Annotated in this window: 26 protein-coding genes and 1 other RNA gene; 8 read left to right on the forward strand and 19 right to left on the reverse strand. The window is 54.2% G+C overall.

Annotation, left to right across the window (positions count from 1 at the left end; genetic code table 11):
* Positions 1 to 223, reverse strand: a 223-nt coding sequence (locus B1A75_RS18290; protein WP_176202447.1) for a UPF0236 family transposase-like protein, incomplete at its 3' end; no start/stop codon positions are given.
* A gap of 287 nt (positions 224 to 510) precedes the next feature.
* Between B1A75_RS18290 and B1A75_RS18295 the strand changes: the two genes are divergently transcribed.
* Both B1A75_RS18295 and B1A75_RS18300 read left to right on the forward strand, forming a co-directional pair.
* Complete coding sequence (locus B1A75_RS18295) at positions 511 to 1,284, forward strand: SDR family NAD(P)-dependent oxidoreductase (RefSeq protein ID WP_011231107.1); 774 nt, start codon at positions 511 to 513, stop codon at positions 1,282 to 1,284.
* 66 nt (positions 1,285 to 1,350) lie between these two features.
* Positions 1,351 to 1,527: a hypothetical protein gene (locus tag B1A75_RS18300; protein WP_173400022.1), complete on the forward strand. Its 177-nt coding sequence runs from the start codon at positions 1,351 to 1,353 to the stop codon at positions 1,525 to 1,527.
* 182 nt (positions 1,528 to 1,709) lie between these two features.
* Here the strand turns inward: B1A75_RS18300 and B1A75_RS18305 are convergent, their stop codons facing one another.
* The 15 genes from B1A75_RS18305 to B1A75_RS18375 all read right to left on the reverse strand — a co-directional run bounded on the left by B1A75_RS18305 (position 1,710) and on the right by B1A75_RS18375 (position 16,360).
* On the reverse strand, positions 1,710 to 1,937 hold the full coding sequence (locus B1A75_RS18305) for an NETI motif-containing protein (protein ID WP_013523693.1): 228 nt from the start codon (positions 1,935 to 1,937) through the stop codon (positions 1,710 to 1,712).
* 64 nt (positions 1,938 to 2,001) lie between these two features.
* Complete coding sequence (locus B1A75_RS18310; RefSeq protein WP_079936670.1) at positions 2,002 to 2,151, reverse strand: DUF2639 domain-containing protein; 150 nt, start codon at positions 2,149 to 2,151, stop codon at positions 2,002 to 2,004.
* A gap of 81 nt (positions 2,152 to 2,232) precedes the next feature.
* Positions 2,233 to 4,281 carry a transglycosylase domain-containing protein gene (locus B1A75_RS18315; RefSeq protein WP_062898601.1) on the reverse strand — a complete coding sequence of 683 codons (2,049 nt, stop codon included), beginning with the start codon at positions 4,279 to 4,281 and terminating at the stop codon, positions 2,233 to 2,235.
* 117 nt (positions 4,282 to 4,398) lie between these two features.
* Positions 4,399 to 6,111, reverse strand: a complete 1,713-nt coding sequence (locus tag B1A75_RS18320) for a DHA2 family efflux MFS transporter permease subunit (protein ID WP_062898600.1) — start codon at positions 6,109 to 6,111, stop codon at positions 4,399 to 4,401.
* Between the two features lie 10 nt (positions 6,112 to 6,121).
* Entirely contained in the window at positions 6,122 to 6,760 is a 639-nt protein-coding gene (locus tag B1A75_RS18325) for an HlyD family secretion protein (RefSeq protein ID WP_014195721.1), read from the reverse strand.
* A gap of 3 nt (positions 6,761 to 6,763) precedes the next feature.
* Positions 6,764 to 7,204: a MarR family winged helix-turn-helix transcriptional regulator gene (locus B1A75_RS18330; RefSeq protein WP_011231100.1), complete on the reverse strand. Its 441-nt coding sequence runs from the start codon at positions 7,202 to 7,204 to the stop codon at positions 6,764 to 6,766.
* Between the two features lie 201 nt (positions 7,205 to 7,405).
* Positions 7,406 to 7,594: non-coding RNA, 6S RNA (gene ssrS / locus B1A75_RS18335), on the reverse strand.
* Positions 7,595 to 7,657: 63 nt separating this feature from the next.
* The gene (locus B1A75_RS18340) at positions 7,658 to 9,211 is read right to left on the reverse strand and encodes an acyl-CoA carboxylase subunit beta (protein ID WP_079936677.1); all 1,554 of its coding nucleotides are present in this window, start codon (positions 9,209 to 9,211) and stop codon (positions 7,658 to 7,660) included.
* Between the two features lie 170 nt (positions 9,212 to 9,381).
* Positions 9,382 to 10,164 (reverse strand): enoyl-CoA hydratase, encoded by a 783-nt coding sequence (locus B1A75_RS18345; protein WP_079936671.1) that lies wholly within the window; start codon positions 10,162 to 10,164, stop codon positions 9,382 to 9,384.
* Between the two features lie 21 nt (positions 10,165 to 10,185).
* Positions 10,186 to 11,079 carry a hydroxymethylglutaryl-CoA lyase gene (locus B1A75_RS18350; protein WP_015374747.1) on the reverse strand — a complete coding sequence of 298 codons (894 nt, stop codon included), beginning with the start codon at positions 11,077 to 11,079 and terminating at the stop codon, positions 10,186 to 10,188.
* A 16-nt stretch (positions 11,080 to 11,095) separates the two neighbouring features.
* The gene (locus B1A75_RS18355) at positions 11,096 to 11,308 is read right to left on the reverse strand and encodes an acetyl-CoA carboxylase biotin carboxyl carrier protein subunit (protein ID WP_011231095.1); all 213 of its coding nucleotides are present in this window, start codon (positions 11,306 to 11,308) and stop codon (positions 11,096 to 11,098) included.
* 26 nt (positions 11,309 to 11,334) lie between these two features.
* The gene (gene accC / locus B1A75_RS18360; RefSeq protein WP_015374745.1) at positions 11,335 to 12,687 is read right to left on the reverse strand and encodes an acetyl-CoA carboxylase biotin carboxylase subunit; all 1,353 of its coding nucleotides are present in this window, start codon (positions 12,685 to 12,687) and stop codon (positions 11,335 to 11,337) included.
* A 71-nt stretch (positions 12,688 to 12,758) separates the two neighbouring features.
* Positions 12,759 to 14,393 (reverse strand): AMP-binding protein, encoded by a 1,635-nt coding sequence (locus B1A75_RS18365; RefSeq protein WP_079936672.1) that lies wholly within the window; start codon positions 14,391 to 14,393, stop codon positions 12,759 to 12,761.
* A gap of 59 nt (positions 14,394 to 14,452) precedes the next feature.
* Positions 14,453 to 15,595, reverse strand: a complete 1,143-nt coding sequence (locus B1A75_RS18370) for an acyl-CoA dehydrogenase (RefSeq protein WP_079936673.1) — start codon at positions 15,593 to 15,595, stop codon at positions 14,453 to 14,455.
* Positions 15,596 to 15,733: 138 nt separating this feature from the next.
* Positions 15,734 to 16,360: a TetR/AcrR family transcriptional regulator gene (locus B1A75_RS18375; protein ID WP_074043235.1), complete on the reverse strand. Its 627-nt coding sequence runs from the start codon at positions 16,358 to 16,360 to the stop codon at positions 15,734 to 15,736.
* 194 nt (positions 16,361 to 16,554) lie between these two features.
* On the opposite strand from B1A75_RS18375, the gene B1A75_RS18380 reads away from it, so the two are divergent.
* A complete protein-coding gene (locus tag B1A75_RS18380) occupies positions 16,555 to 16,803 on the forward strand; it encodes a hypothetical protein (protein ID WP_013145420.1) in 249 nt (82 codons plus the stop codon).
* A 6-nt stretch (positions 16,804 to 16,809) separates the two neighbouring features.
* A complete protein-coding gene (locus tag B1A75_RS20585) occupies positions 16,810 to 16,944 on the forward strand; it encodes a hypothetical protein (protein ID WP_013523686.1) in 135 nt (44 codons plus the stop codon).
* Between the two features lie 54 nt (positions 16,945 to 16,998).
* Here B1A75_RS20585 and B1A75_RS18385 read toward each other — a convergent pair whose 3' ends face one another.
* Positions 16,999 to 17,787: a GNAT family N-acetyltransferase gene (locus B1A75_RS18385; RefSeq protein ID WP_079936674.1), complete on the reverse strand. Its 789-nt coding sequence runs from the start codon at positions 17,785 to 17,787 to the stop codon at positions 16,999 to 17,001.
* Between the two features lie 167 nt (positions 17,788 to 17,954).
* On the opposite strand from B1A75_RS18385, the gene B1A75_RS18390 reads away from it, so the two are divergent.
* Positions 17,955 to 18,212, forward strand: coding sequence for a DUF6154 family protein (locus B1A75_RS18390; protein WP_079936675.1), 258 nt, complete (start codon positions 17,955 to 17,957; stop codon positions 18,210 to 18,212).
* A 161-nt stretch (positions 18,213 to 18,373) separates the two neighbouring features.
* Here B1A75_RS18390 and ilvA read toward each other — a convergent pair whose 3' ends face one another.
* A complete protein-coding gene (ilvA, locus tag B1A75_RS18395; RefSeq protein ID WP_074043262.1) occupies positions 18,374 to 19,582 on the reverse strand; it encodes a threonine ammonia-lyase in 1,209 nt (402 codons plus the stop codon).
* 543 nt (positions 19,583 to 20,125) lie between these two features.
* Between ilvA and B1A75_RS20075 the strand changes: the two genes are divergently transcribed.
* From B1A75_RS20075 to B1A75_RS18405, 3 genes are all read left to right on the forward strand, one after another.
* Positions 20,126 to 20,275: a threonyl/alanyl tRNA synthetase SAD gene (locus tag B1A75_RS20075; protein WP_176202448.1), complete on the forward strand. Its 150-nt coding sequence runs from the start codon at positions 20,126 to 20,128 to the stop codon at positions 20,273 to 20,275.
* A gap of 13 nt (positions 20,276 to 20,288) precedes the next feature.
* Positions 20,289 to 21,551, forward strand: a complete 1,263-nt coding sequence (locus B1A75_RS18400) for a two-component system sensor histidine kinase NtrB (RefSeq protein WP_074043233.1) — start codon at positions 20,289 to 20,291, stop codon at positions 21,549 to 21,551.
* 100 nt (positions 21,552 to 21,651) lie between these two features.
* Positions 21,652 to 23,019, forward strand: a complete 1,368-nt coding sequence (locus B1A75_RS18405) for an MATE family efflux transporter (protein WP_074043232.1) — start codon at positions 21,652 to 21,654, stop codon at positions 23,017 to 23,019.
* Between the two features lie 131 nt (positions 23,020 to 23,150).
* Here the strand turns inward: B1A75_RS18405 and B1A75_RS18410 are convergent.
* Positions 23,151 to 23,744: transposase (locus B1A75_RS18410; protein WP_139761766.1), on the reverse strand; the 594-nt coding region annotated here is incomplete at its 5' end.

A 23,744-nucleotide genomic window follows, 5' to 3' on the forward strand; every position in this document is an offset into this window, starting at 1 on the left:
AGTCGTARTTCCGTCGAAACGTCACTTCTCCAAACAGCGTTTGGATCGTGGTCGGCCGTTTGTCTTTCAGCTGATACCGGCGCTTGTCCCGCGCTTCCGCCAGTTGTTGATCGATCTCCTCCAAAAGGGCCGCCAACAAGACAGCGAACACCTTTTGAAGAGTTCTGACTAATTGTTCCTCCAGCTCTTTTAATAAAGGCCATTCTGTGGTAAGATGTTTCATGGACTCTCTCCCTCCTGTTTTATGGATGTTGGTCATCACCATCATAGCAGGGAGAGAGTCCTTTTTGCATGACATTTGCTTTTTTCTACCGCGCTTCGCTTGGTGGCCCCGACGAGCGTCGCGAACAAAAGTTCGCAACCCTCGTCGGGGATCATTTCGGAATGTCACCCACAAATATTTTACTCACACTTCCCGCTCCCTGCCAAACAGCGATGCCAATGATTGGCTGCAACAGGGGATCATGCTATCATGAGGATGTACCGACGATTCTGAAAGGGGAGATTTCGATGTTTTTGCCTTCGTTTCGCTTGGACGGAAAAACGGCGTTAGTGACGGGAGCCGGACGCGGCATCGGCCGGGCGATCGCGATCGGGTTCGCTGAAGCCGGGGCCGATGTGGCGCTCATCGCCCGCACGGAAGCTGATTTGCAAGAAACGGCAAGCCATATCGAACAGTTCGGCCGGAAAGCGTACATATATCCGCTTGATGTCATCGACCGGAAAGCCGTGCATGACGCCGTCGCCAATGTCAAACAACAAGCCGGATCACTTGATATCGTTGTCAACAACGCTGGCATGAACATCCGCACCCCGGCTTTGGATGTGACGGATCATGAGTGGGAAACGATTATGAACACCAACTTAAAGTCGGCGTTTCTCGTCTCACAAGAAGCCGGTCGCGTCATGAAAGAACAAAAGCAAGGCGGAAACATCATCAACATCGCTTCCGTCGCCGGCCATGTCGCCTTGCGCACCGGGGTTGTGTATGCGGCGACAAAAGCGGCGCTCATCCAAATGACGAAAGTGCTGGCGTTTGAGTGGGGGCGCTACGGCATACGCGTCAACGCGATCGGCCCATGGTATTTCCGAACGCCGCTCACCAAAACGCTGCTTGAGGACGAAGCGTATGTGAACGACATTTTGGCCGTCACGCCGCTCAAGCGGATTGGCGAGCTGCCTGAGCTCGTCGGCCCGGCTGTGTTCCTCGCCTCCGATGCGTCAAGCTATATAACCGGCCAAACGCTATTCGTCGATGGCGGCATGACGATCCACGGCTTTTGAGTAAAACACGCCTTGATGACGCACCCTATAAACGCAGCAGTCCATATCCACAAGGGGGTACCAATGATGGATGAGCAAGAAAGCAAACGGCAATTTCAAGACGATCTGGACCAATACCGAATGGACAACGTCATACACGCCCCGAAGCACTATGTGTACCAAGTCGGCTACGAAGCATCAAGCGGCAACCCGACCGGCGGCCATCGAGACGCGAAAAAAACGCGCGAGTGGCCGCACAGCTAGACCGGGAAGGAACTCCCTTTCCGGTTTTTTTGGCTGGCCGATCTCCCCGCTTTGTATAGGCGGCGATCGTTGGGAAAAGAACTTCCTTCGCAATTTTTTGATGAATTCTCTTGCCCCTATAACCAGAGCCCGTCGAATCTGCGGCCGCGCCTTCAGCCTAAGGTGGAGCCAACAACCGCCCGTTATGGCTCATCGCGCACACCCTCAAATTCGATGATGCGCCCGCACGGCTCAACCATCGTTTCGCCGTTCGTTTCCACTTCGCGGAAAATCGGTTGCTCGATGCGGCGGACAGGGCGGTAGCCTTCCTGTTTCATTCGCGCTAAACAGGCGGCGATCGTTTCCCCTTCCGCTACCGTAAACCGTTTTTTCTTCATCGCTTCCGGCGCGTCCCCACTCTTGTCAACCATCAGGCGCGCCCCCCTCCTTTCCCCTTTAGGTTGTCCAAAAAAGAAGCCGGATTTTTCATCCGGCTCAGCGCGTTTTCTGCACATATTTTCGGTACAGCCCGTACAGCTCCGCCGCCTTGTACGTTTCAATTTTTTTCCGTCCAACCGGATGACGGGCGATGCCCGCCTTTTTCAACTCAGCCACAAGCCATCCTTTCGAGCCGAAATGCGCCATGGGCGCTCCCCCTCCTTTTTCGTGCGGCTTGTCTTTATATATATGCGCCCAAACAAAGGTTGAGAACGCCTTGGGCCACAGCTATTCGCGCTTGCCGCCATGCCCTTTTCCGTGCTTTTTTTCTTTTTTCTCTTTTTTGTTTTTTCCTTTTTCATGGCCGGGCGTACGCGGTTTTTCCTTCACCTTTGGCGGCACGGATTCAGGCGCCTTTGGCTCACGTTTTTTGTGTTCTCGTTCCGCTTGTTTCACAAGCGGCAGCGAGAAGCGGACGACAGGCTCGTCGGCCAGCGCTTTTTCCATCATATGGCGGAAAATGATGGCCGCCGTTTCCCCGCTCGTCGTCGTCAAATAATGTGTTTCGTCCGGCCGGTCATAGCCGAGCCAAAGCGCACCGACCAGCTGCGGCGTATAGCCGACCATCCATTGGTCTTTCACCCCGTCGATGCCGGGGATCGTCATCTCGGTCGACCCGGTTTTGCCCGCAAGCTCCCGCCCCGGGATGGCAGCGCGCTTCCCGGTCCCTTCGCGGATGACGCCTTCGAGCAAAAACGTCATTTGCTGCGCCACTTTCTTGGACGTGACAACCGTTCGCCGCGGCTTCCACTCCGCTACCTTGCGGCCGTAAGCATCAACGATTTTTGTAATGAGATGGCCGTCCAAACGGACGCCGTCATTGGCGAATACGGCGTACGCTTCCGCCATCTCGAGCGGCGAGACGCCGCGGGACATGCCGCCGAGCGCGATGCCGAGCTGGCGGTCCTCTTTTTCCAACGGCAAACCAAACCGGTGCAGCGCCTCCATCCCTTTGTCAAGGCCGATTTCGTTTAACAGCCAGACGGCCGGCACATTGAGCGAATGGATGATCGCCTCATACATCGTCACCGTGCCGCGGTGCGTGTGGTCGTAGTTTTGCGGGCGGTAGCCGCCGAGATTAAGCGGCTCGTCTTTGAGCAGCGAAAACGGCCCGTACCCTTGTTCGAGCGCCGGCGTGTACACGGCGAGCGGCTTGAGCGTTGACCCCGGTTGACGCCTGAGCTCTGTGGCGCGATTGAAACCGCGGAACACATGGCGGCCGCGGCCGCCGACAAGCGCCTTCACCCCGCCCGTTTTCGGGTCGAGCAGCACTGCTCCGCTTTGGACAGGCACACCGTCCGGGCTTGATGGAAACAGCGAATCATTCGCATACACGGCTTCAAGCGCTTGTTGCATGTTCGGGTCAAGCTCCGTGTAAATGCGGAGCCCCCCGGAAAGGACATCGCTTTGCGTCAGGCCGTATTGTGCAATCGCTTCGTGGATTAGTTCATCGACGTAGTACGGATATTTTCCGGCATACGGGTCGCGTTTTGGTTCCTGTTGAATGGCAATGTGCTCGTTTTTCGCGGCGATCCACTCTTGATCATCGATATAGCCTTGTTCTTTCATGAGCGACAAGACGACATTGCGCCGGGCGACCGCCTTATCGTAATGACGGACCGGCGATAAAGCGGACGGTGCTTTGATGAGACCAGCCAACATGGCGGATTCGCTTAGCGTCAACTCAGAAACGTCTTTGCCAAAGTACGTTTTCGCCGCGCTGGCCACCCCCCACGCCCCCGCACCGAAATAAATGCGATTGATGTACATTTCTAAAATTTCTTGTTTGCTGTACGTGCGCTCAATTTTTTGTGCGATCAACCATTCCTTCCATTTGCGTGTCAACGTTTTTTCATTCGTTAAAAAGACGTTTTTCGCCAGCTGTTGAGTGATCGTGCTGCCGCCCTCGACCCACGCCCCGGCGCGAATGTTGCGCCACATCGCGCGCAAAAGCCCATAATAATCGACGCCATCATGCTCGTAAAAGCGGCGGTCTTCCGTCGCGACGATGGCCTCAAGAAAATAGTTGGGCACCCTGTCGATCGGCACTTCTTCGATGTTTGCCGCCGCGAGCTTGCTCGCGATGCGGCCGTGTTCATCATAAATGATTGTCGCTGCCGGCAACGGTGTTTCCAAGGCGGCAATGTTTTGTCGATCAATCGCCCACTCGAGCGCAGCAACAACGGCGGCCAAAGCCAAGGCGGCGACAACGAGCGCCTGCAGCCAACACCGTCTTCGTCTTGTTTGTCTCATTTGCTGCCTGCTTTGCGCCTCCACAATGTTCCCCCCTGTCTCTTCGTCACGATTATACGATTCGCAGCCGGCCGCCCGTTTTCGTCTCTTTTCCATGGCTCAAAACAAAAAAGAAGCGGCCGTGTGCGCCGCTTCCCTTGTTTACGCCGATGGCGATTTCTGCTTTTTTCCTTTTAAGAAAAACGCCATGACGAGCGCCACCACCGTTAAGCCAGTAGCGACGAAAAAGGCGTCGTTGATCCCCTCGACCGTTGACCGTTGCTGCACAAGTCCATACAACAGCTGAGCGATCGCCTCATCACTTGGGATGGCCTGTTTCAGTTGGCCGACAAGGCTCATGAACAACGGATTGTTTTCCGTCATTTCATTGCGATAAGCTTCCACATGGAATTTCGTCCGGTTGGACATGATCGTCACCAAGAACGCCGTCCCGAGCGAAGCCGCCACTTGACGAATCGTATTCGACATCGCCGTGCCGTGGCTGTACAAATGGCGCGGCAAGGCGTTCAACCCTTCCGTCATAATCGGCATCCCGAGCATCGACATGCCGAACATGCGGAAAATGTAAAGCCAAATCAACTGGCTGTATGGCGTATCCATCGTCAGCTTGCTGAATTCCCACGTCGTCACAGCGGTGATGATCAAACCGACAATAGCGAGCATCCGCGCGCCGATGCGGTCAAACACCCAACCAGAGATCGGCGACATGACCGCCATCACAATCGCCCCCGGCAGCAACAGCAAACCGGCATCGAGCGGCGTAAAGCCGCGCAAGTTTTGCAAATACACCGGAAGCAAGACCATGGCGGCAAACATCGCCATGTTAATGACCGAACCGATGACGGTCGCCAACGTAAACACTGGGTAGCGGAACACACGGAAATTGAGCACCGGATGCTCCGAGCGCAGCGAACGCCATGTGAACATGATGAGGAACAAGGCGCCGATGACAAGCGAAACAACCACTTCCGTCTCGCCCCATCCTTTGCTTCCGGCCTCGCTGAAGCCATACAGAACGCCGCCAAACCCGATCGTGGAGTAGACCGCCCCTTGCACGTCCAGCACTGGATTGCCTTTACGCGGCGTATGTTTCAGCCAGACGGAGGCAAGCACAATGTCTAAAATCGCGATCGGCAACACGACGTAAAACAACAGCCGCCATGTATAATGTTCAACGATCCAGCCAGACAGCGTCGGCCCGACCGCCGGCGCAAACATCATGGCGATTCCGACCGTTCCCATGGCCACCCCGCGGCGTTCCGGCGGGAAAATCGACAACATAATGACCATCATCAGCTGCATAATAATGCCGGCCCCGACCGCTTGTGTCAACCGCCCCGTGAGCATGACGGCAAACGACGGAGCGATCGAGCAGACAAACGCGCCGATGGCGAAAAACGACATGCCCGATAAAAACAACCGTTTCGCTGGAAACTTGGCGATTAAAAACGGGCTGATCGGGATGAGCACCCCGTTGACGAGCATATAGCCGGTCACGAGCCATTGAATCGTCGACGTTTCCACGTTGAAATCTTGCATCATATGCGGCAAGGCGACGTTGATCAACGTTTGATTCAAAATGGCGACAAACGCACCAAGCATGACCGTCGCCACAACCTTGCCGCGGCTGCCGATATCCCCAAGGCCGCCTTGACCGGCTGGAGCGGCCGGACGCCCATCCGTTCCTGTCGACGGCTCTGCTTTCGTTTCCGCTAACGGTTGAGCGTTGGCTTCCGCCGCTTCATCTGCCGCCTTCACCGCGGCTGAAGCAGGCTTGCGGCGGCGCAGCGCGATGTTGACCGCCGCCAAGACCAAAACGGCAAACACAATATAACCAATGACAAATGCTGTCATCCTCAATCACCTACTTATGGATGCGGACGGTGACGTTCATGCCCGGCACAAGTCCGGCTCCGCTGTAATTGTCAATGGAAATCGTAACGGGAATCACTTGGGTCACTTTCGTGTAGTTGCCGGTCGCATTGGAACTTGGCAACAGGCTGAACGTATTCGCTGTCGCGTTGCCGATTTTTTCGACTTTGCCGCTGAATTTGCGATCCGGATACGCATCGACATAAATATCGACGTCTTGCCCGATTTTCACGTCTTCAATATCCGTCTCTTCAATATTCGCCGTCACCCACAAATCGTTCAAATCAAACCCGCGGGCCAGCGGCATCCCCGCGGCGACAAACGAGTCCTTGACTGCGTTTTGCTGCACGATCGTCATCCGATGCGGCACTGTCACCGGAATCGTTGTTTTGCCGTCAAACACCTCGCCGATTTCTTCCCCAGCTGAGAAGGTTTTTCCCGTGTCGCCCCGCCAGGATGTCAGCTTCCCGGACAGCGGCGCAGCGACGGAGATGACCTGGCCGTCGATGCGGGCGTTGTCCGTTTTAATGTAGTTCGTTGCTTCATTCACATAGTAGTAGGCGGCAAAGCCTCCACCGACAAGCAAAATGAGCACAATGATGTTCAGCGCAACCAATCGTTTCACGTTCACCGTCTATTCCTCCCCGAGTAAAATCGCTTTAATTTTTTCATGAAGATGCAAAAACTGTTCAATCTCCTCTGGAGAGACGAGTTCTTGAATGCGGCCAAGCCGCCGGCGCAGCACCGACTGCTCGCCAAACGCTTCCGACACCGTCTCTTTTCCTTTTTCCGTCAAACTCAAAATGACCGCGCGCCGATCTTGCTTCGACGGCTCTCGGACAACAAGGCCGGCGCCGACGAGCCGGTCAACCGTGCCGCTGACATTGCTGTTGCTTAAGTTTAATTTTTCCGCCAAGTCATTCAGGCGAATATGCTCTTTTTTCAGCAGCGTATATAAGACGATCAGCTGCACCTCTGTCACCCCGACGCGGGCGGCGTCCTCGCGGATGAGGCGATAAAGCGCCTTTTGCGTCCGGAAGACAGCGTACATGATGTCCCGGCTGATCCCTTCCATTCATCCCCCTCCTTGCCTCATCTTTCTTGTTGGAATAGTTTCAATACGAATTATCCCTGCACGAAATATGATTATAACATGAAAACAGGGAAAATCAACTATATTGTTTCATGTCTTTTTGAGAAAACATACGCAACGAAAAAGAGTCCAACCGGATGTTTTGCATCCAGTTGGACTCTTTTGCCAACTCCTCATTCGTGAATCCGCGCCGCTGTTGCCGTTGGCTGAATGCAGTTTCTCAACCACGCTCCACCAGGTGGGTGTTCGCAGAAGCGTTCCTGCCGTCCTCCATCACGAATATTGAGGCATGACATTCCCGCTTCAATGTAGAACTCCCTTTTGATTGCCATCGGTTGAAACTTCATTCTACAACGCACAACGCAGCAACGGATTGGTGATTATTATGATACATGATCTGCCGTCCCTTGGCAAGAGGGACAGCCATCCATTTTTTCAAACTGGATACACCCCATGCTTCCGCTCAGAAAAGACCATATACTTGGACATATACGCGTCAAATCGGCGGATGAGCTCGTTGCGCAAATCGTTCGGCGCGACGATTCCGTCGACGACAAGCTCGGAGGCGAGACGGTAAATGTCGATGTCGCGCCGGTATTCCTCGCGTTTTTGTTCGACAAATGCCGCACGCTCTTCTGGCGGCAGCTCGGCAATTTTGTTGGCGTAGACGGCGTTGACGGCCGCTTCCGGCCCCATGACGGCGATTTGCGCGTTCGGAAGCGCCAGGCAGCAATCTGGTTCAAACGCCGGCCCGGCCATCGCGTACAATCCGGCGCCGTACGCTTTGCGAACGATGACCGAGATCTTCGGTACGGTGGCTTCCGACATGGCCGCGATCATTTTCGCCCCATGGCGGATGATGCCGACCCGCTCGACTTTCGTGCCGATCATAAAGCCAGGGACGTCGGCCAAAAACAGAAGCGGGATATGGAACGCGTCGCAAAGCGTGATGAATTTCGCCGCTTTATCAGCCGAATCGTGGAACAATACGCCGCCTTTGACGCGCGGCTGGTTGGCGATGATGCCGATCGGCTGGCCGGCAAGGCGCGCCAGTCCCGTAATGATTTCTGGCGCAAACAGTTTTTTGATTTCACAAAACGATCCTTCGTCAATGATCCGCTCAATCAAATCATACATGTTGAACGGCGCATTTTGGTTTTCTGGCAAAATGTCCTCGATCGTTTTGTCAAACGATTTCGGCGGCTTCACCTCGACCACCGGCGGCTTTTCGCTGTAATTGGACGGAAAATACGACAAATAACGGCGTGCATAGGCAATCGCTTCTTCTTCGGTTTTCACGAGCACGTCGCCGCAGCCGGAGACGGTGCAATGCATGCGGGCGCCGCCCATCTCTTCGAGCGTCACTTTTTCCCCAATCACCATTTCCGCCATGCGCGGCGAGCCTAAGTACATCGAGGCATTGCCTTCGACCATGATGACGATATCGCAAAACGCCGGAATATAAGCGCCGCCGGCTGCTGATGGACCAAACAACAGGCACACTTGCGGCACTTTGCCGGACAGCTTCACCTCATTGTAAAAAATGCGCCCCGCCCCGCGCCGGCCGGGAAACATTTCGATTTGGTCCGTAATGCGTGCGCCGGCCGAGTCCACCAAATAAATGATCGGGCAGCGCAGTTTTTCCGCCGTTTCTTGAATGCGGATGATTTTTTCGACGGTGCGCGCTCCCCACGAGCCAGCTTTGACGGTCGAATCGTTCGCCATCACGCAGACGGTGCGGCCATTGATTTTGCCGATGCCGGTCACAACTCCATCAGCCGGCAAATCGCCCGCCAAACAGTTGGCAAACAATCCGTCTTCCACTTCCAAACCGTTATCAAGCAGCAAGTTCAGCCGCTCGCGAACAAACAATTTCCCTTGGGCGGCGTTTTTTTCATGATATTTTGGCGCCCCGCCTTTCTTGATTTCCGCCGCTCTTTTCTCCAGCTCCGCTGCGAGCGTGTCTTGTTGATTGGCTGTTTCCTTCATCTCTTTGTTTCCCCTCCTTGTTTTGATGGATCTTGCTGTTCCATCCCGCTTGTTCGGCTGGAGCAAGGTTGGATGCCGTGTTTTATTTATCGCTGTGAAAAGGCCGATGCGGCGCAAGCGCTCCGTGCGGCTTCCTCCTTCCAAACCGCCCCCTCCTTGTCCAAGCGGGCTTACTCGCCTTTGTACACCGGCTTCCGCTTTTCTTTAAACGCCTGCAATCCTTCCAACCGGTCTTTCGTCGGAATGGTCGCCTCATAGGCGAGCTGCTCAATCGCGAGGCCCGTCTCCAAATCAACGTTGAATACGCTTTGGATCGCCCGTTTCGCCTGACGGACGGCTATCGGCGCATTGTCAGCGATTTGCTGCGCCAATTCAAGCGCCCGATCCATGAGCTCGGCGCGCGGCACGGCGTATTCGACAAGGCCGATTCGCTCGGCTTCCTGCGCTGTAATCCGTTTGGCGGCAAAAATCAACTCTTTCGCTTTGCCGAGACCGACAAGGCGCGGCAGCCGCTGCGTCCCCCCCGCTCCCGGAATGATGCCAAGCGACGTTTCCGTCAACCCAAGCTGAATATCGTCGGCAGCAAACCGAATGTCGCAAGCCAAGGCAAGCTCCAACCCGCCGCCAAACGCCGAGCCGTTTAAAACGGCGATGACCGGCTGCGGCACTTTCTCGACCTCATTGATCGTTTTGCTGATTAAGGCAACGGTTTGCCGCACTTCCGTTTCATTCATCCCCGCCCGCTCTTTCAAATCAGCGCCGGCGCAAAACACCTTGTCTCCTGCCCCGGTCAACATGACAACGCGCACGTCTTTGCGAAATTTGATCTCCTGAAAGAGCGCGCCAAGCTCGAAAAGAAGCGCTCTTGAAAGCGCATTGGCCGCTTCCGGACGGTTTAATGTCACAATGGCGATGCCGTTTTCTTGTGTTTCAAACGATACAAGTGTGCTCACGTTTTCTCCCCCCCCTTATGATCAAACCGTTTGCAAATAGCGGCTCGGAAGCGGGCGGCCGATTTTGTCGCGGATAAACAAAGCCGCTTTCGTCAGCTGCTCGACATCGATGCCGGTTTCAATCCCCATGCCGTGAAGCATATATACTAAATCATCGGTGGCGACGTTTCCCGACGCTCCGGGAGCGTACGGACAGCCGCCGAGGCCGCCGAGCGAGCTGTCAAACGTCGTAATCCCCATTTCCATTGACACTAAAATATTGGCCAGCGCCGTCCCTCTCGTGTCATGGAAATGCATCGCGATCCGATCAGCCGGAAAACGGCGGAGCACGATTGTGAGCACCTCTTCGACTTGCTTGGGCGTCGCGACGCCAATCGTATCGCCAAGCGACAGTTCGTCAACCCCCATCGCCAACAACCGGTCCGCCACCATCAGCACTTGATCGACGGCGACAGGCCCTTCATACGGGCAGCCAAAAACGGTGGAAACGTAGCCGCGCACCGTTTTTCCTGCTTGTTTTGCCGTTTTCACGACCGCTTCAAGCACCGGAAATGTGGCAGCGATCGTTTTGTTAATATTTTTTTGGTTGTGCGTTTCGCTCGCTGACATGAAGACGCCCACTTCATCGACCCCGGCGCCAAGCGCCCGCTCAAGCCCCTTTTCGTTGGGGACGAGCGCCGCATACGTGACGCCGGCTTTTCGGCGAATGCCCGCTGCCACTTCAACGGCGTCCGCAAGCTGCGGAATCCATTTCGGATGGACGAAGGAAGTCACCTCAATGTACGACAGCCCCGTTTCTGACAATAGGTTGATCCAAGCGATTTTATCGGCGGTCGCGATCGGCGTTGCTTCGTTTTGCAGGCCGTCGCGCGGGCCGACTTCTTTGATCGTCACCTTCGCCGGCCATCGGCTCATGCTCTGCTCCCCCTTTTTACTCAATCTCGACAAGCACGTCGCCTTCGTTCACGAAATCTCCTTCCTGCACGTGGATGTGCTTCACGACGCCAGACGTTTCCGCGGCAATCGGAATCTCCATTTTCATCGATTCCAAAATGACGACATCTTGCCCTTCTTCCACACGGTCACCGACGGCGACGACAATTTTCCATACACTTCCTGCCATCGTTGCGGTTATTTGATTCATCATTTCTTCCCCCATTCATTTCTGCTTCATTTCGTTTTTATTGGTTTCCAATGTTTCGAAAGGAAATCGGTCGTCGTATCCCCCGCTTGAAACGCCGGATGGGACAACACGGCCTCAAGCAGCGGAATGTTCGTTTTAATCCCTTCAACGCGATAGTCTCGAAGCGCTTCGAGCAAGCGTTCAATCGCCGTTTGCCGATCCGGCCCTTTGGCGATCAATTTCGCGATCATCGGATCATAAAATGGCGTGACCGTGATGCCGCTTTGAACCGCCGTTTCATGACGAATCCATTCGCCTTGTGGGGCGGAAAACACCGTAATGCGGCCGGGCGACGGGTAAAACGTGTTCGGATCTTCGGCATAAATGCGCACTTCAATGGCGTGACCGTCGCGGCGAATCTCTTCTTGTTTATAGCGGAGCGGCTCGCCGGCGGCGATGCGCAGCTGCTCTTCGACGATGTCGATGCCGGTGATTTCTTCTGTCACCGGGTGCTCGACTTGCAGCCGAGTGTTCATCTCAAGAAAATAAAAATTTTTCTGTTCATCGACGAGAAATTCAATGGTACCGGCATTTGCATAACCGATGTAACGCGCAGCCCGCACCGCCGCCTCCCCCATCTTCCGCCGCGTCTCTTCATCCAAAAACGGCGACGGCGCCTCTTCGACCACTTTTTGGTGGCGGCGTTGGATCGAACATTCACGCTCCCATAAGTAAACACAGTTGCCATTTTGGTCGGCAAGAAGCTGAATTTCAATATGGCGCGGGCGTTCAATATATTTTTCAATGTACATCGTCCCGTCGCCGAAAAACGAAGCGGCCCGTTTTTGGCTCCCTTCAAACGCTTGGCGCAGCTCAGCTTCATCGCGAGCGATATGCATGCCGATGCCGCCGCCGCCGGCTGACGCCTTCAGCATGACTGGATACCCAATCGAAGCCGCCGCTTTGGCCGCCTCATCGGCGCCATCAAGCGCAAAGGAGACGCCCGGGACGATCGGCACGCCGGCTTTTTCCATCGTCCGCCGCGCTTCGATTTTGCTGCCCATCGCCGCAATGACGTCCGCCTTCGGACCGATGAAGACGATTCCTTCTTCCTCGCAGCGGCGGGCAAACGCTGGATTTTCCGACAACAGCCCGTAGCCGGGATGGATCGCCTCCGCTTTCGCCGTTTTGGCAACCTCAATGATTTTTTCGATATTTAAATAGCTTTCCGCGACGCGCGGCTTGCCGATCAAATACGCTTCATCCGCGAGCGAGACATGAAGCGAATCGGCGTCTGCTTCGGAATAAATGGCAACCGTTTGAATGCCGAGACGTCGGCACGTGCGGATGACACGGACGGCGATTTCGCCGCGGTTGGCAATCAACACTTTCGAAAACATCGTCTCACCCTTTCTTAAAAGTACAGGTGCCGGCGCCGGACGGTTCGTCCGCCCGGCGCGGCGGTTTAGGCTTAGGTTGTTAAGCCGAGGCGCTGTTTCGCCATTTCCCGCAATTTGAATTTCTGAATTTTCCCAGATGCCGTCATCGGGTACGAGTCGGTAAATTCGATATAACGCGGGATTTTATGCCGGGAAATGTTGCCGCGGCAAAACTCGCGAATCTCCTCAGCGGTCGCCGTTTCGCCGTCTTTTAAGATGATCCACGCCATCACTTCTTCACCGTATACCTCATCCGGCACGCCGACGACTTGAACGTCCAAAATTTTCGGATGTTTGTACAAAAACTCTTCGATTTCGCGCGGATAAATGTTCTCCCCGCCGCGGATGATCATATCTTTCAGCCGGCCGGTGATGCGGCAGTAACCGTTTTCATCCATCGTCGCCAAATCGCCGGTATGCAGCCAGCCGTCTTGGTTGATCGCTTCATTTGTCGCTTCCGGATTGTTGTAATACCCTTTCATGACATGATAGCCGCGCGTGCACAGTTCCCCTTGCACACCCCGCGGCACTTCCTTGTTCGTGCCCGGCTCAACGATTTTCACTTCCACGCCCGGCAAGGCGCGGCCAACCGTTTCGACACGCAGCTCAAGCGGATCGTCGGTGCGCGTTTGCGTGATGACTGGGGACGCTTCCGTCTGCCCGTAGGCGATCGTAATGTCTTTCATCCCCATTTTCTCGATGACCGCCTTCATCACTTCGACCGGGCAAGGAGAACCGGCCATAATGCCCGTGCGCAGCGACGACAAATCGTATTTGGCAAAATCCGGGTCGTTGAGCTCGGCGATGAACATCGTCGGCACGCCGTGAAGCGCCGTGCACCGCTCCGCTTCCACCGTCTCGAGAACCCGCTTCGGATGGAACTCCACAACCGGCACCATCGTCGCCCCGACCGTCACGCATGCAAGCGTGCTCATGACGCAGCCGAAGCAATGGAAAAACGGCACCGGAATGCACAATCGATCGCCTTCGCCAAGTCCCATGCATTGCGCCACTTGGTGGGCGTTGTTGACGATGTTGTAATGCGTCAACATCACCCCTTTCGGGAATCCAGTCGTCCCGGACGTGTATTGCATGTTGATCACATCGTGCGGGTCGAGGCTCTCCATCCGTTCATCGAGTTCTTCTTCCGATACGTCGTGCGCCATCGCCAAGATGTCGTTCCATGTAAACATGCCCGGGTGCCGTTTGTCGCCAAGAAAGATCACGTTTTTCAACTTCGGCAGCCGTTTCGATTGCAGCTGTCCGGGCGCCGACGTGCGCAGCTCGGGAACGATTTCATATAAAATATCGATATACGACGAGTCGCGATATTGCTCGATCAAAAAGAGCGTCGTCGAGTCCGATTGCTTGAGCAAATACTCAAGTTCGGCCGCGCGGTAGTTCGTATTGACCGTAACTAACACCGCCCCCATTTTGCCGGTCGCAAACTGACAGGCGATCCATTCCGGGACGTTCGTCGCCCAAATGGCGACATGCTCCCCTTTTTCGATGCCAAGCCGCATCAACCCGCGCGCAACGAGGCGGCAATAGTCGTTAAACTGCCGATATGTCAGACGCAAGCCGCGGTCGGCATACACGACCGCCTCATGATTCGCATATTGCCTGGCCCGTTCTTCCAACAATTTCCCCACAGTCACCGTCAACATCGGCCGTTTCCTCCCCTTTGTCCGAATTCATTGTTATGGATATGCAGGCATTTCCGCTTTTAGCATCCCAGTTGGCGAGCGATGACGAGCCGTTGGATTTCTGATGTGCCTTCGCCGATTTCCATGAGCTTGATATCCCGCAAATGGCGCTCAACGCCGTACTCTTTCATATAGCCGTAGCCGCCGTGAATTTGAATCGCCTGGTTGCAGACGCGGAACCCCATTTCCGACGCGAACAGCTTGGCGAACGACGCTTCTTTTGTAAACGGTTTCCCTTGGTCTTTCAACCAAGCCGCCTTGTACACCATATTGCGGGCAAGCTCAATTTCCATCGCCATGTCAGCGAGCTTAAACTGGATCGCTTGAAACTTGGAAATCGGCTGGCCAAACTGAACGCGTTCTTTCGCGTATTGAAGCGCTTTCTCAAACGCCGCTTGCGCGATGCCGACGGCTAAAGCAGCGATGGAAATGCGGCCGCCATCAAGTGTGTACAAAAACTGTTTAAACCCTTTTTGCGGGTCGCCCAAGACGTTTTCTTTCGGCACGCGGACGTTCTCGAAAACAAGCTCGCACGTATTGGACGCGCGCACGCCCATCTTGTCGTAATTCGAACGGATCGTAAATCCTGGGGAGTCAGTTGGCACGATGAGAGCGGTGATGATGTTTTTGCCGCGCGCATCTTTGCCCGTAACAGCGGTGACAATGACTTGCCGCGCGTATTGGGCGTTCGTGATCCAGCATTTTTCGCCGTTGATGACATATTCATCGCCATTGAGCACCGCTGTTGTGCGCGTGCCCCCAGCGTCGGACCCGGCGTTCGGCTCCGTGAGTCCAAAAGCGCCAAGCGTCTCTCCTTTGGCCATCGGCACGAGCCATTTTTGTTTCTGCTCCTCTGTTCCAAAGTAATAAATGGGACTCGCCCCAAGTGACACAGCGGCCGCATAGCTTAGCCCGGTGCCGCCGCAGGCACGGCCGATTTCCTCAACGGCGATGGCATACGAAATCGTATCGCCTCCAGCGCCGCCGTACTCTTCCGGAAACGGCAGGCCCAACAGCCCCAACTCGCCCATTTTGCGGAAGACATCCAGCGGAAAATGCGCCTCTTCATCCCATTTCGCCGCGTATGGGGCAATTTCCTTCTCAGCAAAGTTGCGAACCATTTCTTTAATCATTTGTTGCTCTTTTGTTAATGAAAAATCCATCCTGTCCCTCTCCCCCATAGAAAATGTTCTATCATTTGAACCGACTAGTCGGTTTTAGTAAGAAAACGAGTGTAAACGGTTTTGATTTTTTTGAAGCGTTTTCAAAACCGACTAGTTGGTCTGTATACGATCAGCAACTTATTCGGCGGCCGGCCGCAACAAAAACCGCGCCGCCGTTGGGTTTTCTGGTGTGCGGAGCACCGCATGCAAAATGAAATCGGCAAAATACGCCGCGATCTCCTCAATTGACAGCGGACCATCCGGATTGTACCATTTGTATGTCCAGTTGACCATGCCGATAATGGACATGCCGGTAATCTCCACCGACAGCTCCGGACGAAACTCCCCCGCCTCGATCCCTTCACGAATGACGCGGAAGATGATTTGTTTGAATTCCTCCCGCTTTTCATTGATCGGCTCCGCGTATTCCGGCTTTAAATAGGTGCTTTCTTGATAAAAAACCGTGATGTGCGGCTTATATAAATGGAATACTTTTACAAATGACTGAATAATGGCGTGCAAGCGCTCAGTCGGCGTTGAAAAACTTTCATACGCCTCTTTCGCTTTTGTCAACGCATAGGTGATAAAGACGTCGTGGATATGGTAAAGCAGTTCATCTTTTGATTTAAAATTATGATAAAAACCGCCTTTTGACGTGTCGCTTTCCACGACAATGCGGTCGACAGTGACACCATGGTAGCCGTATTTTTCAAATAAATGGAGTGCAGTCTCGATAATTCGGTCTCGAAGCGGTTTGTCAGCCATAGAAAATCCCCTTTGCCATTTATATTACACTATTTTCTGAAAAAGTGAAATATTTTTTTTGTTTTGCCTTTACCATACCCGAACTGTACCATGATTGTCAACCATTGCTTCTCATGCCCAACACGGTCGTATAGGGCCTGCCGATACATAATGGCCGCCATGTTTTCAAATGATAAAGATGGAGGTGGCTTCGATTGGAACCGATGCTATGCCCAAACTGCAAAACGAATCGGACGCGGTTTCATCTCATTGAGCAGCACCCGCGTGCGGTCAAGCTCGATCCGCACACCGGCGACATTGAGCACGAATACACAAACGAAGCGCTCGAACCGTTCCATCTCCCATACCGCGGCCCGAGCTACCGCGTCCAATGCGGCGTCTGCGGGCTGATCGAAGATGCGGACATGTTCATTCAGCGCGCTAAATCGTCTCCATTGAGGTGATTCCATATGGCGAACAAAAAACAAACACCTTCTTCCATCGTTGACCAAAAACAGCTCGTCAACGACAAGGCAAAAGCGATGCGGGAGCACGGCGGCGAGCACATTCGCCGCGTCACGCCAAACGGGGCGGACGGGCAATAAACGCCGGCTTGCTTCTGCGCAGAAGCAAGCCGGCGGAGCTTCCGCTTTTCGTTGCTAGCGGTACATCGCCCACAGCCCGATATCGCGAAAACCAAGGCGGCGGTAGATGCGGCCAGCGGCCGGGTTGTCGTAAAACAAGCACGGCATCTTCCCTTCAGCGAGCAAATCGCAAACGAGCTTCGCCACGATGGCGCTCGCATACCCTTTCCCTCGATGCTCCTGATCCGTGCAGACGCCGACGATCATCGCCGACAATGAGTTTTCCGCTGATGTCGATGCCGCGGCCACCATTCGGCCGTCTTGTTCAATGTAGTACGTTCTAGCTGAATTGGTTTCCATCCCTTTTACTAGCATATCGCGGGACGACGGCCTCGTCTCAAATTCGACAATGCGGCGCCGCAAGTCGAGAATCCGGTCGACATCGGCCAATTCGGCTTTTTTGACGGCGAACGCCCCCATTTCTTGACGGGCGTATTCATCCGTCCGACACTCGCAAAAGTAAAGCGTTCGCTTCTCCCCAAGCGGCAGCCGCTCTTCGAACTGCCTGGCAATGTCCGCCTTGCCGGACAGCTGGATGGACGATGATTGGGCTGTCTCGCGGATGAGACGAGCAAAGCCATCGGCATCAAAATCGCCAGGCGCATACGGAATGTAGGAATCGTAATAACGGAGCAGCACCGCCTTCAGCGAGCCAGCATCGTCAAACTGCCCCCAAACGTCTTGGAAATCGGCGTCATAGCCAAACGACTCAATATCGCCGATGATAAATAAATTGAACGACGGATCTTGCCGCAAAAACGAAAATACTTGTTGATCGTCTTCGGCCGTTAACCGGCGAATCATAGAATTCCCCCGCTTTTCGAATGATATTTTTTCCATTATACTATGAATCATCCCTGTTGCCAATGGCATTTGTGGCGTCAAACCGAGAGGACTGCCGATGCCCCTAAGTCTGCATCGGCCAACTGCAAAGAAAGGAGGAAGCCCGCTCTCAAAAAAGCGAGGCGACGATGCCGATGAAGTTTATTGACGATCTGTACGAATACTATAAAGATCGACTGACCGGAGATGAAGAAGACGCCGAAGCGGTGGCGATGTCGATTTTGGATGAACTCGACCGCCGCGATGTGCTCAAGCTGATCGGTGAGATGACTGATGAAGAGCTGCTTAGCATGTTTGGCTTGTACGTATTCGAAAGCTTGAAAGCGAAAATGGCCCGCGAAGGCCTCGGCGCGACGCGGCCGCAAGACGCGCCGCCCGTGCATTGACAAAACGGCTGTCCCCCATGTCATAAGGAACAGCCGCTATGTTGGGCAAATGATGCTTTCGTATTCATTTGGCAGCCATGTGAAAATGATTCCGAAGGCGGCTTTTCTGCTTCCTGCCTAACAGACAGGGGCGAAACACAAACCGTTTTCCCATCGCGTGCTCACCGGTAAAACTGTACATCATAGCCTTCTTTCAACAACACTTGGTAGATTTGTTGAATATGGTCTTCATTTTTCGTTTCGAGTGAAAAATGAATTTCCGCTTGGCCCGGCAACACTTTGGCTCCGATGCGCTGATGATGGATCGACATGACATTCGCCTCGAGCTCGGCGATAATACGAAGCAGTTTGTTCAACTGGCCCGGCTTGTCGGAAATGACGGTCGTAAACGTGACAAACCGGCCGGCTTCGACAAGCCCCCTCTCAATGATGCGCGAAATCAACGTCACATCGACGTTGCCGCCGCTTAGCACAGCAGCAACTTTTTTGCCGCGAAACGGCAACTTTTGATACAACAGCGCCGCCAGCGGACAAGCTGCCGCCCCTTCGACCAACAGCTTGTTCCGTTCCAGCAAATACAACATCGTCCGCGAAATTTCCGCTTCTTCCACACACACGACGCCATCGACGTATTGCTCAATGTATTGGTACGTAATGTTGCCTGGCTTTTTCACCGCGATGCCATCTGCGATCGTCTCTGACGCAGCGATGGCGACCGGTTGCTTATGGCGCAAGGCCGCCGTCATGCCCGGGCAAGCCGATGACTCGACGCCGTACACTTCAACCGATGGCTTCAGCTGTTTTAACGTAAACGCCAGGCCGGCCAACAAGCCTCCGCCGCCGACCGGACAAAGAACGACGTCGACGTCGGGAAGCTGATCGATCAGCTCCAAGCCGATCGTCCCTTGGCCAGCCATCACCGCCAAGTCGTCAAACGGATGAACGAACGTCATTCCACGCTCGCGCTGCAACTCTAACGCATATTCCAAAGACTCATCAAACACATCGCCGTACAGCACGACTTCCGCCCCGTAGCTTTTCGTCGCTTCAATTTTGCTGAGCGGCGCGCCTTTTGGCATGACGATCGTGCACGGAATATGAAGCATGCCACTCGCATAGGCGACCCCTTGGGCGTGGTTGCCGGCCGAAGCGGCGATGACGCCGCGCGCCCGCTCTTCTTCCGTGAGCGACATAATTTTATTGAATGAACCTCTTACTTTAAACGAACCCGTTTTTTGCAAATTTTCGAGTTTCATATATACATCATTGCCGGACAGCCGGCTGAACGTTTGCGAATGCTCAAGCGGCGTTTGATGGACGATGCCTTTCATTTTCGCTCGCGCTTGTTCAATGTCTGTTAACGTCAACATCATCAAACCACCCTTTCTGATCGGCGATCGGTTCGTTTTCGCTCCGTTTTATTATATACAAAACGTTTCGCCGCCGACAAATGTTGCTTTTTCCTCAGCCAATAGCTTGGGCGCATCATCGGGCCGATTGTCCGCGGCGGCCTGTTTCGTTATATGGCAGAGCCCTCTACTTGCTCGACATCGTCCTTTCTGTTGCCGGCGCAGGATTGTATTGGCTGTTTGCCTCCCGCAATCAAGCAGGCCGCTTGCTTCCTTAATTCGCTTTGATGGCGGATTTCCATTGATTATTTAGAACATAGTTTTGTAATAAAACATATATGACGAACATCCGGTTGTAACCAGAACACTTTTACACCTTTTGTTCTTTTGATGCAAGAGGAAGATCGATGGCGAATACCGATTCATCCCCCACTTACGCTCACGCGTGGAAGTGGAGGTTCTTCTCGGTTCGAGATGATAAAGTGAAGTTGAGAATGGGCAAACACGAACGAATTTGCTAATATGTAAAGAAAAGAGTTCGGAATGCGAAAGGATGAAGCGGATTTGACGGAAAAGTTGTACGATACAGCACCCGATGTTGCCAAATGGACAACGACGGCAACAAGCATCCCATCCGCCGTCTTAGCGCCGGACAGCAGCGCGTTGGCCGCAACCGACGGCGGTGGTCGGTTTTCTCAAAAAATGTATGGCTAAGGGGTTTGGAAGGATGAACAACCGATTGATGCAACAACATACCGAAGAGCTCGAACGAAAGCTGCGCGCTTATGAGCGGCTCATCGAAAAGATTCCGTTTCCGTTCACCTTTGCCGATTACGAAAGTGGAATCGCCATCGAAAAAAAGCGCGGCGACGTCCGGCCGCACCTTCGCACCATTCCGCCGGCCCTTGAAAAGGAAGCGGAATGGCAGTGGGATATTGACTTGCACCGCGATGTGCCGTTTGAAAAGGTTGAAGCGTTTTTAACGCCGTTGCTCGATCTCGTTCCGCACCACATTGTCTTTGTCGACGCCCAGGGCATCATCACGCTTTGCAATTTGCAGGCGGCTGTTGACACCGGCGTGGATCGCGACGCCATCATCGGCAAACATATTCGTGAGCTGCTGAAGCTTCCCGATGAACTGATCGCGACGCTCCAGTCGCTCGAAAAAGGCGAGCCGCTTTACAATCACGAGGTGCTTGACCGGTTTTACGGCATCGTCAACACCCGTTTTATTTACAACGATGACGGATCGGTCAAACGAGTCATCAGTATGTTTCAGTCGCTCAATATGATGAAAGAAACAGAAAAGCTGGCGGTCGCCGGCCGCATCGCCGCCGGCATCGCCCATGAAATCCGCAATCCGCTGACGACGGTGCGCGGGTATTTGCAACTGTTGAAAAGCGACTTGCCGGATCGCATCGCCTCGCTCGTTGAGCGGCTTTTAATTCCTGAGCTCGACCGGGCGAACGACATTATCACTGATTTTTTAAATATCGCCAAGCCGGCGGACGTCAAAATGGAGACGTTCAACTTGCACCGCTTTTTGCGCGACGATGTCGGCGTCCTATTGCAAAGCGAGGCGCTATTGCATAACGTCGACGTCCATTTTGACCTTGATGACCAGCTTGACGATTACGAAATGAGCGGCGACCGCAGCCAGCTTTTGCAAGTGTTTTTAAACTTATTTCGCAACGCCGTGGAAGCGAAAGTGGCGAAAACGATGACGGTGTCGATCTGCAGCCGAAAAATCAACCATCTCGTTCAGCTTCGCTTCTGCGACGATGGGCCCGGCATTCCGCCGTCGGTCATCGACCATGTTTTCGATCCGTTTTTTTCAACGAAGGAAACGGGAACCGGGCTCGGCCTGTCATTATCGAAAAAAATCGTCGAACTGCATCGCGGGACGATGAAAGTGCAAAGCGACACGTGCGGCACGTGTTTTTTGATCGAATTTCCGCTTTGCATCCAGCCGCCGTTTCTTTCGTCATAAACCGCTTCCGAAGAGGGAGGAGGCCATCCCGGCTTCGGAAGCGGAGAAATTGATGATTTAGAACAATGTGTCACTTTATCACAGAAAAGGAGGAGCCATTATGGCAACGACCGCTCCGCCCAACGGCAAATGGCGGCGCCTGTTCGCCTTGTTTCTTCCCATTTTTGTTTCGCAAACCGGTCAATATGCCATGAACTTTGTCGATGTCTCCATGTCCGGTCATGCGAGCGCCGAAGATCTTGCCGGCGTCGCGATCGGCTCAAGCCTATGGGTGCCGGTGTTTACCGGCGTCGGCGGCATTTTGCTGGCCCTGTCCCCGATCATCTCACACCATTTCGGCGCCGGACGGCATGACTCGATCGCTCGCACCGTCGCCCAGGCGCTCTACTTGGCTGTCGCGCTTGCTGTCGCCATTGTCCTGATCGGCGCCGCCACCGTGCCGTTTATCTTGAAACAGATGTCTTTGGATGAAAACGTTCGGCATATCGCCTTTCATTATTTGCGCGCCTTGTCGTTTGGGATCATCCCTCTGTTTCTTTATTCTGTGCTCCGCTATTTCATCGATGCGCTTGGGCAAACGAAAGTGACGATGTGGATTACGCTCACCGCCTTGCCGGTCAATATGCTGTTCAACTGGCTGTTGATTTACGGGCATGGCGGATTTCCACGCCTTGGCGGCATCGGCACTGGTTACGCGACAGCAATCACGTATGCGTACTGCTTCGCGGCCGCTGCCTTTGCCGCTTTGAAATTTCGCCGCTTGGCTCCCTATCACGTGCTCGTCCGTTTTTACCGTCCGTCATGGGCCGCATGGAAAGAGTTGCTGAAAACCGGGGTGCCGATCGGGTCGGCCATCTTTTTTGAAACGAGCATTTTCGCTGCTGTGACGCTGCTTGTCGGCCGGTTTGGCGCGGAAACGGTCGCCGCGCATCAAAGCGCCCTCAACTTCGCTTCACTGTTGTATATGATTCCACTCAGCTTATCGATGGCGCTGACGATCGCCGTGGGCGTTGAAGCTGGGGCCAACCGTTATGAAGCCGCCAAACAATATTGCTTGATCGGCATCACCCTCGCCTTGGCCGTCGCCGCCGCCGCAGCGCTGTTCCTTTTCGCCTTCCGCAGCCATGTCGCCCGGCTGTATACAAACGATCCGACAGTGGCGGCGTTGACGGGGAAGTTTTTGCTCTATGCGATCTTCTTTCAAGTTTCCGATGCCATCGCCGCTCCCATCCAAGGGGCGCTGCGGGGCTATAAAGAGGTAAACGCCGTCTTTTGGTCCGCTCTTCTCGCCTATTGGGGCGTTGGGCTTCCGCTTGGCTGCGCGCTCGCTCTACTGACTGCCGCCGGGGCGTTCGGCTATTGGATCGGCCTGATCGCCGGATTGGCAGCGGGCGCACTGTTTCTCAGCTTTCGCCTGCGGGCCGTTTGGCGCAGGCATGACAGCGGGCGCGCGCCATGCGCCTTTTAAGAGGGAGCGGTCGATAAACAAGGGGCTGACCCAAAAGTCCGCCAAAAAGCGGACTTTTGGAGTCAGCCCTCTTTGGTTTTTGTATATTTTACCAAACGGAAGAAAATTCCGACTCTGTTCACCCCCCTGATTTACGCCACCAAGGACAATTGCTTGTCCCTAGCGGCTTTTTTGAGAAGATTGTGGGCAGCACAAATCAGCCCCCATTCGATGGAAACTTTTTGGAGGCCTCGCAGGACAAAGCGACGAAACCCGCGATTTTGTTTGATTTGCCCAAACACACTCTCAATGTCGGTTTTGCGTTGGCGGTATCGGGCTTGCCCTTCTTCACTCTCCAGCCGTTCGCGGGCTTTCTGTTTTTGTTCATGATAGACGGGGTTCCATTGCGTGGTTCGTCCATACTTGGAAGTCGTGCAGGCCGAACGGAACGGACATCCTTCGCATTCATGGCATTGGTAGTGTCGGGTGACCGAGGTGTATCCTGATTCCGTGGTCTGTTTCGAAGTTCCGGTGCGAACCAGCTTTTTCCCATTCGCGCAAATCCAAACGTCTTCTTCTTCCACATAGGTCCAATTCTGCTGATGATGCGGATTTTTCTTGACCTTGCGCGTGTTCTCCTCCTCATACGTATGGTACTTGATCAAGGCCGATATGTGCTTCTCTTCCAGCTTCACGTAGTTCTCTTCCGAGCCATAGGCCGCGTCAGCGATCAAACGTTCGGGTTC

It is taken from the genome of Geobacillus sp. LEMMY01, assembly GCF_002042905.1.
Classification (GTDB): Bacteria; Bacillota; Bacilli; order Bacillales; family Anoxybacillaceae; genus Geobacillus; species Geobacillus proteiniphilus.